The following is an 11,796-nucleotide window of genomic DNA, read 5'->3' on the forward strand; positions in this document are numbered from 1 at the left end:
CGCCCGGTCCCATTCCGAACCCGGAAGCTAAGCCCTTCAGCGCCGATGGTACTGCACTCGACAGGGTGTGGGAGAGTAGGACACCGCCGAACACAATTTAGAGAAGCCCCCCAACCAGTGATGGTTGGGGGGCTTTCTCGTACCCAAAACACCCCCCGCCTTCGAGCGAACGGCACTTCCGTCGCCTTCAACGAGATGAACGGTACGTTCACACCATCCGGGCAGGGGCGTGACCGACGACGCGCCGGGATCGAGCGAACGGCACTTCCGTCGCCTTCAACGAGATGAACGGTACGTTCACACCAGCAGGGCAGGGCAAGGCAAAGGCGGGGCGAGGAAGATGCTGGCGCCGACGCACATAGCGACTTGTTAGCCAAGGTATAGATTGTGAACCGTCTCATAAGTCCGAAGTACTCTCCGATTTTGTGCCTTCGTCCCTAGCACTTTGGCCTAGGCTGAGTGGCATGGTGGGGTTGAGCAGCTCGAGGGTGTCGCATTTGCGACTCGTTCCGACGGAACCGGAAGAACTGCGAAGATTTGTACAAGAAACTGGCGGAGGGCGTGGGGGCCTTCAGGTAGCGCGATCGTTGCGTTCGAAGAGGCGCGCGGTACCGGCGCAATACGCGATACGTATCAGCGTCGACAATGTTTCCACCCAGATCTGGAGACGAATCCTCGTCGCGTCGGATCTGAATCTGGATGACTTGCATTCGGTGGTCCAACGGGCAATGGGGTGGAGTGACCGTCATTCGCACGCGTGGTCCAAGTCCGGCAGCCGATTTCCGGGCGAGGTCGAAGAGTACGTCGCTTCCGGAAGCAGCGCCGAGCAGCGTCGCGCCGGACGAGTGGCGATCGTGGAGTCCGCCGTACGTCTGGACGAGGTCATGGTCTCGCCTGGCGATGAAATCAGTTATCGTTACGGACGCTTCGGGAACTGGCGCCACACACTGACGCTTGAATCTTCGGAAGTACTGCCCGACGGATTCCAAGTTGTATGTGCAGCGGGTCGCGGTGCTTGTCCGCCGGAGGAATGCGTCGGGCCTGACGAGTACGAGCAGCTTCTCGGTGTCCTCGCTTCGGAGAAGTTGCGCTCCCACGAATGGACCCTCGAATGGCCGCAAACTGAATTCGAGCCGACACGATTCGAGATCGCTGAGGTCAACAATCGACTTCATACACCTCGACCGGACGAGATCGTTGCGCCGTACGACATGGCGAAGCTCGTCGAATGCCTGGAACCCTCGCGAGTCCCGGAACTGCACGCGGTCCTCGCCCGAGCCGGCATTGACGATGAGTCGGCAATCGGAGAGTTGGTCCACGTCGAGGCGGGCCAACGCCTTCAGACGGTCTTGGCGCTGATCGGTGTCGAAGGGATCGACGCCGATGATTTCTTCATGACGGTCGATGCGATGCTCGACGAACCTGAACTGGGACCGGTAAACCTCCCCCAAGGGCGATCACTCTTCGCAGTGCTCAAGAAGTTCGGCCTGGTGCGAAAGCACAAAGGGCAAATTTTACTGACGAAGCGGGGACAGTCAGCCGAGCGGGACGCGTCAATGACGTGGTCGGTGATCGTCGAGGGTGTTCCGGTCGCGCCGGGCGGCTCGCAGAGAGCGGTGGAACTCCTTGTCCTCCTCGCCGTAGCCGCTGGCTTGTCGCCGGCAGATCGTCATCGTTTCGTCGCGGGAGCGTTAGAGCCGATTCGGTCGTCGAGCATCCTCATGTCCGGGGCTCAGATTTCCAAACGTGACACGTCCGGGAGCACCGTCGAGGTGCTTGGTTTGATCGGCGCTACGGGTTACGAGTTGGGGAAGTTCGGCACCAAAGCGGACTCGTCCTGGGCTGTTCATCTCGCGAGGGCGATTCTGAAGCGTTAACCCGAGAACTGACGCAGACAACCGAAACGGGGTTCGAACCGGGAATACCGGATCGAACCCCGTTTCGTGTACCGGTGGAGATCAGATGTTGACGCCGTAGTCGCGGGCGATGCCGGCGAGTCCGGATGCGTATCCCTGTCCGACTGCACGGAACTTCCACTCACCGTTGTGACGGTAGAGCTCGCCGAAAAGCATGGCGGTCTCGGTCGATGCATCTTCGGAGAGGTCGTAGCGTGCCAGCTCGGAGCCATTCGACAAATCTACGACGCGGATGTAGGCGTTGGTGACCTGTCCGAAGGACTGGAGTCGGGCATCGGCGTCGTGAATCGAGACCGGGAAGAAGATGTTGGTGACGTTGGGCGGTACGGCAGGAAGATCGACGTTGATGACCTCGTCGTCGCCGTCACCTTCACCGGTGAGGTTGTCGCCAGTGTGCTCGATGGATCCGTCGGGCGAGCGAAGGTTGTTGTAGAAGACGAAGTGCAGGTCGGAAAGGACCTTGCGTTCCGGGCCGGTGACCAACGCGCTGGCGTCGAGGTCGAAGTCGGCGCCGCTGGTACTGCGTGCATCCCAGCCGAGACCGACTGCGACCTTGGTCAGGTTGGGTGCGGCCTTCGACAGAGATACGTTGCCGCCCTTGGCAAGTGTGACGCCCATTCAGGTTCCTCTCGTTCGAACGAAGTGGATTTCTTCGTTCGGGAGTTCTGTGTTGTCCGTTCTCGACTCACATTACCGTGAGCGGGTAGGTGCGGTTCGAGCGAATAGGCACCTCACTCGAACAGCGCGCGAAGATCCTCGGCGTCGAGTCCGGTGCCCAGTGTGCCTTCGGCGTCCATGACATTCGAGAACAATGCCGACTTCTTGGCTTTGAGTGCCATGACCTTCTCTTCGATGGTGTCTTTGGCAATGAGGCGGTAGACCATGACGTTTCGTGTCTGCCCGATGCGGTGAGTACGGTCGACCGCTTGTGCCTCGGCGGCCGGGTTCCACCAGGGGTCGAGGATGAAGCAGTAGTCGGCCTCGGTGAGATTGAGGCCGAAGCCACCAGCTTTGAGGCTGATCAGAAAGACTGGGGCCGAGCCAGACTTGAACTCCTCCAACACTTCACCGCGATTATGCGTCGAACCGTCGAGATAGCTGTACGGGATGTTTTCCGCGTCGAGTCGGGTGCGCACCGAGCTGAGGAACCCGGTGAACTGACTGAAGATCAGCGCACGGTGTCCGCCGGCGATGACGTCGTCCAGTTGCTCGACGAGAGCGTCGACTTTGGCCGACGGTATCGATCCGCTGTCCTTGTCGACGAGTGAGACATCGAGACTGAGTTGGCGCAGTATCGTCAGCGATTGCAGGATCGTGAATCGGTTCTTGTCGACGTCGTCGAGCAGGCCGAGGATCTTTTGCCGTTCGCGCTGTAGATGAGTGTCGTAGATTGCGCGATGGCTCGGATGCAACTCGATCTCGAGTACCTGCTCCTGCTTGGGCGGCAAGTCTGCGGCCACCTGTTCCTTGGTCCGCCGCACCATCAGCGGTTTGACGCGTCGTCGCAGTTGCGCCAATCGTTCTGCATCACCGTCTTTTTCGATGGGAGTGCGGTAGAAGTCGGTGAAGGTGGTGGGGCTGGGAAACAGTCCCTGTGCAGTGATCGCGAGCAGCGACCACAACTCCAAAAGATTGTTTTCCATGGGTGTTCCGGTGATCGCGAGTTTGAACGGTGCGTTCACCGCCCTCGCACACTGGTGGACCTTGGACTTGTGGTTCTTGGCGAATTGGGCTTCGTCGAGTACCAGTCCGGACCAGCGGCCCGCGGAATATGCATCGGTGTCGAGTCGGAAGAGGGCGTACGACGTCACGACGATGTCCGCCCCGTCGACGAGTGCGGCCAGATCGGTTTTTCTGCGGCGCAGCGTGTCCGTGATGACAGCAGTGTGGAGGGTCGGTGCGAACTTCGCCACTTCGGACTTCCAGTTGGAGACCACGCTGGTGGGTGCGACGATCAGAAAGGGAGGCGCGGCTGGATTCGACTGCCTTGCAGCGCAGATCATTGCGAGGGTCTGCAGTGTCTTGCCCAGGCCCATGTCGTCGGCGAGTATGCCGCCCAGGCTGTGCTGGCGCAGGAAATTGAGCCAACGGAATCCGTCGACCTGATAGGGACGTAGCGTTGCCGTCAACGTGTCCGGGACTTCGACGGGATCGATGCCCGAACTGCCGAGCAATCCTGCGATCTGCTTCTTCCAAGCTGCTGCTTGATGTTCGACCCTTCCGAGCGCCGTCAATTCTTCCCACAGTCCGGCCTGAAATTTGCTGATCCCGAGTTTGCCGGTAGGCCGATCGAGTAGCGACCGCGCTTCGGTGATGAGACGGTGCAGGCCGAGTAGTTCAGGTGCGTCGAGCCGAAAGAAGGCGCCGTCCGGTAGCAGTATGTGAGTCTCGCCCTTGCTCAGAGCAGAGAACAGTGTTGTGAACGGAACGCTTTGTCCCGCAACATCGACGGTGACATCGAGGTCGAACCAGTCGGATCCGCTGTCCCCGTCGGGGGCTGATGTGCTGAGGCCGATCACGACAGCGTCGTCTGCAGGCCGGTAGTCGGCGGGGGTTCCTGCAACCGTGAGGTCGATGGCGTCGTGCGCTTCGAGTTGGGGCAGGAGGTCGAGTGTGAACTGCATGGAATCGAGGCCGGTCAAAGTTCCCGCGAGAGTGGCCTTCGCCGCGGCCGCGCCGAGGCTGTTGGTGATGGCATCTTCGGCAGCGTGATTGCGGACCTCGGACTCGTCGGTGGTTGCATCGGCGGTAGAAATGATCAGTTCGTCGGCATCGACGGTGTACTTCCATGCCGACTCGATGTCGATGCGGTGGTCGCCTTCGTAAGTGGCCATCAGTTGTAGCCGAGGACCGGACACAGTCGGTGGGTTGTAAGCACCGTCGGAAGATAGGACGGGAGCGAGGCTTCCGAGTTTGAACACGAACCGCGAAGTGAACGCATCCCGATGCTCGGCGGGTATGTCGACTGACTTTCCGGAGTCGATCAACTGCCTCAATTGGTGGGTGACCGGCGTGTGCAGCGGTGCGAGCGTGATCGCGTTGGCGGCGTCGAGCGCGAAGACACCATGTGCCGGCGTACCGACAAGTCCCCAGTCGGAATGGGTGATGATGTGCCCATCGGTCTGAATTCGGGGAGTGAGACGGAGGTTGTCGTCTTCTGCTCCGTGGACGTCGAGGCAGATGTTGGCGTCGTCGAGTAGGGAGATGTTGCCGAGGCCGGCCTTCGAGTGAACGAGTGAAACGCCGACGCTGATCGCCTCATCAAGAAGCGACCAGAGTTGCGGGCTCGGAAACCCGGCAAGATCGATTTCCGCTGCATTCTGATTTCGGTAATGGTTGCCCGCGCTGTGGAGAAGATGAATGTCGCGTAAAACCCGGATGTGGTCGGCGGGGAACTGAAAGCTGCTTCCGAGTTTGTTCCAGGCAAGTCCGCCGGAGATCCACCCTCTCGCTCCTGGCTGTACGGGTTTGAGGAGGAGCCGTGTCGATGTGCCCTTGGTTCGGGTGGTGAATTGAATGCCGAGTCCACGAGTAGTGCGGTCGTGGGGGTCTGGCTGGAGCAACTCCTCAAGCGCGCCGTCCCACCCGAGTTGTCGTGGCGTCGTGTTCGCCTCGGCGACCGCTGCGAGCACCAACGCGGCCACGTGTTTACAGTTCATCCGCACCGGACACGTGCAGAGGCCACGCGCGAATGTGGCAGCACCGGTCGCGCTGTGACTTATGGAGATTGTGCAGGCGTACGGCTCCCGCGCGGTCCCCGCCACAGCGCCGGTCAAGGTATCCGGGGTGTCGTTCCAACTGATGGATACGACCGCATTCTGCTGAAGGTAGGTAAGTCCGCGGTCGTAGGTTGTCGTGCCGACGACAGCGCGAATTCGGTCGAGGTCGAGTGCCTTGACTGAGTCCGGTTGCACGGGGCCAGCCTAGTGGCGGCGTCCGACAGATCTTGTCGTGGTCGTTTGTCCAAGAAAGTCCGAACTGCACGGTATGTTCACGGAAACATCTTTGACTTGTTTGGGAGTTTCATGAGGACTGAGCGGCGTGCGTGGATTCGATCTGCGCGCACAGGTGCGGTGTGTTTGGCCGTCTGTGCACTTTCTTTGCAATTGGGCGGACTGTCGACGGCAGCGCCGAGTTCCGGAAGTTCGGGTAGTTCGGGAAGCTCGGGAAGTCTGGGCAGCGTCGAGGGAAGCGTGAGCTCGGGGTCGACGATCCCGGGACCACTTCAGGAGGATCCGGGCCCCAAACCGGACATGCGCGACGACATCGTCGTCCCGGCCATCGTCGGCGAGAAGGTGACCGCACCACAGGCGGTCAGGCTGACGGTGGCGTCGCCTGCACTTCGACGCGAGGTCGGCGTCGAGATTTTGCTACCCGCTGACAATTCGGTTCCGCGCCCAGCGCTGTACATGCTCGAGGGTGTCGACGCCGGAGAGAAAAGCAGCGGATGGATGACGATCGGCGGCGCTCCGGCGTTCTTCGCCGACAAGAACGTCAACGTCGTGATGCTCAATGGCGGAATCGCGAGCCTGTACTCGGACTGGGAGAATCCGGATCCGCGGCTGGGACTGCACAAGTGGGAAACCTTCATCACCGAAGAGCTGCCACCGCTGATCGACGCACGACTCGAGACCAACGGCATCAACGCGATTGCTGGCAATTCCATGGGCGCGATGGGCGCAATGATGCTCGCCCAACGCTTTCCGCACATGTACCGGGGCGTCGCGGTTTTCAGTGGCTGCTACTCCACGATGGATCCGCTTGGGCGAACTGCCGTTCAGGCCACGATTTCTTCTCGAAGCGGAGATCCGGCCAACATCTGGGGTGTGCCAGGAGGCCCGGAGTGGGAGGCGCACGATTCTTTGATCAACGCAGAGAAGTTGCGAGGCAAGGAAATCTACGTGTCGACGGCGAACGGTCTTCCCGGATCCGACGAGACGCTGCAGACTCCTGAACTGCTCGAGCGTCTGGTGATCGGCGGCGGCATCGAGGTTGCTGCGCATGCCTGCACCAAGATGTTCGACGCTCGGTTGCAGGAGCTGAAGATTCCGGCGCAGGTGGATTACGAGCCGAACGGCACACACGCGTGGGCGTATTGGCGTGAACGACTGCCGAAGGCGTGGCCGACTCTGTCCCGGGCACTTGGCGTCTGACGGTTCGATAACGGGGCTCGGGTTGTGGCTCACCACAACCCGAGCGTTGGATCACTCGCAGGCGATGCCGTCGTTGTCCCGGTCGAGATGCGGGGCGTACCCGTTCTGACCCCGGTACAACGGAGATGCTCCGGCGTTACGCACGGCAGTGCAGTTCTGGTAGTACCGCGCCGGTGCGGGAGTGTTCTGCGGCGCAGGCTGGTTCTGGGGCGCTTGCGGAGCGGGCGGCGCCGGCGGTACGAAGACCGGGGGAAGGAACGGCTGGACTGCGTCTGCAGAGCCAGTCGGAATCATGCGTGCGATCTCGATGGGTAGGAAATCGAAAACCGTGGATGCCTGAGCGGCGGGTGCGGCAACCAGAGTGATTGCGGCGCAACCTGCGACGCTGAATGCCAGACGGCGGAGCTTCATGTGACCTCGTGTTCAACTGGGCAGCCCTTCCACTTCGGAGGGCTGTGCCGGCTGAGCATACTGGTCATAACGACCAAATGGTTTATTTCGGCAAGGGTGAAATCTGGGGTGAAAGCAGCGTCCCCGCACCGTATTGCTCAGGTGCGGGGACGCTGCTGTTGTCAGAGAGGGTTACGCGTCGACAAGTTCCTCGGCGAACGGATCACCGTTGCGGGGAGCGTCGAAGCGCTCCTTGTCGAGGATTCCCTCACGCTTTGCGACGATGACCGGGACCAGTGCCTGGCCGGTGACGTTGACTGCGGTACGACCCATGTCGACGATCGGTTCGACGGCGAGGAGCAGGCCGACGCCGGCCAGCGGAAGACCCAGGGTGGAGAGCGTGAGTGTGAGCATGACTGTCGCACCGGTTGTTCCGGCCGTTGCTGCCGAGCCGATGACCGAAACGACGACGATCAGCAGGTAGTCGGTGAACGTCAGCGGAACGTCGTAGAAGCCGGCTACGAAGATTGCCGCGATCGCGGGATAGATTGCGGCGCAACCGTCCATCTTCGTGGTGGCACCGAGCGGAACGGCGAACGAGGCGTACTCACGAGGAACACCGAGGTTGCGTTCGGTGACGCGTTCGGTCAGCGGCAGGGTACCGATCGACGAGCGCGAGACGAAGCCGAGCTGAGTCGCGGGCCAGACGCCGGAGAAGAAGCTCCGGACCGAGAGGCCATGTGCGGCAATCAGGATGGGGTAGACCACGAAGAACACGATCGCCAGACCGATGTAGATGGCAGCGGTAAAGACGCCCAGCGAGCCGATCGCATCCCAGCCGTAGGTGGCGACAGCGTTGGCAATCAGCGCGGCGGTGCCGATCGGGGCGAGGCGGATGATCCACCACAGGACCTTCTGAACGATCGCGAGGAGCGACGCGTTGAACTCGAGGAACGGAGCAGCCTTCGGTCCGATCTTGAGCGCAGCAATACCGATTGCACCGGCGATGACGAGCAACTGCAGGACGTTGAAGCTCAGCGACGTGGTCGCTACACCTTCGGTGACGGAAGTCTTTGCGCCCAGCCCCAGGAAGTTGTTCGGAACCAGTCCGGTGATGAACGCCCACCACGAACCGGAGCTCTTGGGTTCCTTCGCTGCTTCGGCGGCGACGTCGGTCCGTGAACCGGGATCGGTGATCAGGCCGACGATGATGCCGATGATCACAGCGATGAACGCGGTGATCGCGAACCAGAGCAAGGTCTGCACGGCCAGGCGAGCTGCATTGGCGACCTGTCGCAGGTTGGCGATGGAGCTGACGATGGCCGTGAACACCAGCGGGATCACCGCAACGGTGAGCAGCTTGACGTAACTCGAACCGATGGTCTGCACGGTGCCGACCAACCAGTTGACGTTGCCGTCGGCCGCATCAGGCATGGCCCGGGCGACCAGACCGATGATGACACCGAGTACGAGGCCGGCGACGATCTGCGGTCCGAATGCCGTCGCCCAGGACGGAAAACGGGACGTGGACTTTTCCGGCACGCCGGTGGAGGTGGAGCTGGGCATGACTATGCCTTTCGAAAATCAAGGGAGCGAAACGCAGCGCGGCACCAGAGGCCGGGCAGATTCGAAGAAATGTTTCCTGGTACGCGTCAGGTCAGAGCGAGCACGTACACATTGCGCTCGCCTGCAGGCGAAGGTCGACGTAACGCCGACTGGTCAGGAACAACACTGTCCACACACTACTCGCAGCTTCAACTACTCGATCCCGAGGGTCGCCGCGGGAGTTCGCTTCGTGTTCGTCGGGTGTGCCCCGATCAGTCACTGTTGGTCGGTTGACTAGTGTCGACGATCAGTAGGTGCCGCACCGGCGCCTACGCGTCGGCAAGCGGAAGCGAGAGACCGATGAGCGTTCGGAATGCCGAGTACCCGCGTCCGAAGCATTTTCTGGTGCACCTCAGTGACACACATCTGGTAGCACAGGGGGAGTTGTACGACGCCGTGGATGCGTCGACGAGGTTGCGGGAAGTGCTCCGCGGGATAGTGGCCTCGGGCGCACGCCCCGACGCACTCCTCTTCACCGGCGACCTGACCGACGAGGGGCACCCCGACGCGTACGCGCAATTGAAAGCCATCGTGGAACCCGTGGCGGCCGAGATCGATGCACAGGTCATCTGGGCTATGGGTAACCACGACGACCGCCCCACCTTCAGATCGTTGCTGTTGGGCGAGGACGCAGCAGATCATCCCGTCGACAACGTCTACGATCTCGACGGACTGCGGGTGATCACCCTGGACTCGTCGGTTCCGGGTCATCACTACGGTGAGATCACGGATCGTCAATTGGACTGGCTACGAGCAGAGTTGGCGGTCCCCGCGCCCGACGGAACGATACTGGCGCTGCATCACCCCCCGGTTCCGTGTATTCAGGATCTTGCAGTCTTGGTGGAGTTGCGCGATCAGCCCCGGCTGGCAGACGTCCTGCGAGGCAGTGATGTTCGGGCGATTCTTGCCGGACACCTTCACTATTCGACGACGGCGACGTTCGCCGGGATTCCCGTGTCCGTGGCGTCGTCGACGTGTTACACCCAGGACCTGAACGTGGAAGTCGGTGGGCAGCGTGGTCGAGACGGGGCTCAGGGGTGCAACCTGGTGCACGTCTACGACGAGACGATTGTTCATTCGGTCGTTCCTCTCGGCGCTCACGTGACGGTCGGTGAGCCCGTCGACGCGGCCGAGGGAGTCCGGAGGCTCGGCGCCGCCGGCATTCGAATCCTCGAGAGCGAAAAGGCGAGGCGCTCGATCGTCTGAGGTGGCAGGCGGTTTCCGGCGGGCCGGCACGGTTCGGGTTGATTGTCGGGCGGTCGCGTACTCACTACCGTCGAGGTAGGTGCAGAGCTCCAGCAACAAGGACCGGCTAGCTGGACGGCAACCCTTCATGCCGATGGGGTGCCCCGGAATCACACCTGGCGACACGCGCGGTGCGTGTCGCAAGCGGCAGTCGCCACGAGAACCGTCAGTCGGGTGCTGACGGTTTCTGCGGTCGGCACTGTGCGCTCCCGAGTAGTTCTCGAACAGGAGTATGCGCCGATGACCTCCACCCCTTCTTCTCATCTTGCTCCGCTTCATCTCGCCGTAGCGCTGGACGGTGCCGGTTGGCACCCTGCAGCCTGGCGAGAGCCACACTCGCGCCCGAGTGAGCTGTTAAGCGCGTCGTATTGGACTGACGTGGTGACGACCGCCGAGCGTGGTCTGCTCGATTTCGTCACCATCGAGGACAGCCTCTCGGTTCCGGCGGATCCACTCGCGCCCGTCGACGACGCCGTTGATCGGGTACGCGCGCGGCTCGACGCACATCTCGTGGCGGCCCGACTGGCACCCGTCACGAGCAACATCGGTTTGATCCCGACCATCACCACCATTCACACCGAACCGTTCCACGTGTCCAAAGCCGTTGCCACCCTGGACTACACCTCGGGTGGTCGCGCCGGATGGCAGGTGAAGGTGTCGGCTTCGGAGTCCGAGGCGGCCCAGTTCGGGCGACGCGACATCCCAGCGCTCACCGATGCCGAGCGTCAGTCGATCGTTTCAGGTGTCCTCCCGGACTTCGTACGTGACCTGTTCGACGAAGCTGCGGAGGCCGCTGACGTCATCCGGCGACTCTGGGACAGCTGGGAGGACGACGCCGAGATCCGCGACGTGGAGCAGCGCCGATTCATCGACCGGGACAAGTTGCACTACATCGACTTCGAGGGAAAGTATTTGTCGGTCCGTGGACCGTCGGTGACCCCGCGCCCGCCGCAGGGGCATCCCGTCGTTACCGCGTTGGCACATCAGCGGGTCGCGTACGAACTGGCGGCGCGGACGGCCGATCTGGTGTTCGTGACGCCGTTCGACGAGGAGCAGGTCACGGCAATCCTGGGTGAAGTGCGAGCAGCCGAAGAACACGTGCAGCGCACCGGCGAACCTCTTCGGGTCTTCACCGACATCGTCGTCTTCTTCGATACGCCGGAAGAAACCGGAAAGGAACGGCTCGCTCGCCTCGACGCGCAGGCCGGCGCCGAATACCGTTCGGACGCACTGACCTTCACCGGCTCTGCTGCGGAGTTGGCGGATCTTGTTCTCCGGTGGCAGCAGTTGGGAATCGACGGCTTCCGTTTGCGGCCGGGCGTTGTCGTGGACGACCTCGACGCCATCGCAGGTGAGCTGGTGCCTGAATTGCAGCGACGCAACGTATTCCGCACCGAATATCCGCAGGCGAATCTTCGCGGACTCCTTGGTCTACCCATCGACGTTCCCAACCGCTACGCCGCCGGTACTCCGGCCGCCTGACAGAC

At 61.8% G+C, this 11,796-nt stretch carries 8 protein-coding genes, 1 rRNA gene and 1 riboswitch; of the genes, 5 read left to right on the forward strand and 4 right to left on the reverse strand.

The window, feature by feature from the left end:
- Positions 1-92, forward strand: a 5S ribosomal RNA gene (gene rrf, locus ACFQ6Y_RS28625); the annotation flags it as partial.
- A gap of 495 nt (positions 93-587) precedes the next feature.
- Entirely contained in the window at positions 588-1,877 is a 1,290-nt protein-coding gene (locus tag ACFQ6Y_RS28630) for a plasmid pRiA4b ORF-3 family protein (protein ID WP_378640064.1), read from the forward strand.
- Positions 1,878-1,958: 81 nt separating this feature from the next.
- On the opposite strand, the gene ACFQ6Y_RS28635 is transcribed toward ACFQ6Y_RS28630, so the two are convergent.
- On the reverse strand, positions 1,959-2,534 hold the full coding sequence (locus ACFQ6Y_RS28635) for a TerD family protein (protein ID WP_003940660.1): 576 nt from the start codon (positions 2,532-2,534) through the stop codon (positions 1,959-1,961).
- A gap of 113 nt (positions 2,535-2,647) precedes the next feature.
- Positions 2,648-5,830 (reverse strand): SNF2-related protein, encoded by a 3,183-nt coding sequence (locus ACFQ6Y_RS28640; protein ID WP_378640067.1) that lies wholly within the window; start codon positions 5,828-5,830, stop codon positions 2,648-2,650.
- A 111-nt stretch (positions 5,831-5,941) separates the two neighbouring features.
- Here ACFQ6Y_RS28640 and ACFQ6Y_RS28645 point away from each other — a divergent pair, with 111 nt between their 5' ends.
- Positions 5,942-7,069: an alpha/beta hydrolase gene (locus ACFQ6Y_RS28645; RefSeq protein ID WP_378640069.1), complete on the forward strand. Its 1,128-nt coding sequence runs from the start codon at positions 5,942-5,944 to the stop codon at positions 7,067-7,069.
- 51 nt (positions 7,070-7,120) lie between these two features.
- On the opposite strand, the gene ACFQ6Y_RS28650 is transcribed toward ACFQ6Y_RS28645, so the two are convergent.
- Positions 7,121-7,480, reverse strand: a complete 360-nt coding sequence (locus ACFQ6Y_RS28650) for an excalibur calcium-binding domain-containing protein (protein WP_378640071.1) — start codon at positions 7,478-7,480, stop codon at positions 7,121-7,123.
- A gap of 171 nt (positions 7,481-7,651) precedes the next feature.
- Positions 7,652-9,025 carry a dicarboxylate/amino acid:cation symporter gene (locus ACFQ6Y_RS28655; protein WP_378449227.1) on the reverse strand — a complete coding sequence of 458 codons (1,374 nt, stop codon included), beginning with the start codon at positions 9,023-9,025 and terminating at the stop codon, positions 7,652-7,654.
- A gap of 339 nt (positions 9,026-9,364) precedes the next feature.
- Here ACFQ6Y_RS28655 and ACFQ6Y_RS28660 point away from each other — a divergent pair, with 339 nt between their 5' ends.
- A complete protein-coding gene (locus tag ACFQ6Y_RS28660) occupies positions 9,365-10,270 on the forward strand; it encodes a phosphodiesterase (protein ID WP_378539359.1) in 906 nt (301 codons plus the stop codon).
- Between the two features lie 78 nt (positions 10,271-10,348).
- A riboswitch (SAM riboswitch) is annotated at positions 10,349-10,462 on the forward strand.
- Complete coding sequence (locus ACFQ6Y_RS28665; protein ID WP_378539360.1) at positions 10,445-11,791, forward strand: LLM class flavin-dependent oxidoreductase; 1,347 nt, start codon at positions 10,445-10,447, stop codon at positions 11,789-11,791. (Overlaps the previous riboswitch by 18 nt.)
- Positions 11,792-11,796 lie beyond the last annotated feature (5 nt).

Source organism: Rhodococcus sp. NPDC056516, from assembly GCF_042794655.1.
Lineage (GTDB): Bacteria > Actinomycetota > Actinomycetes > Mycobacteriales > Mycobacteriaceae > Rhodococcus_F.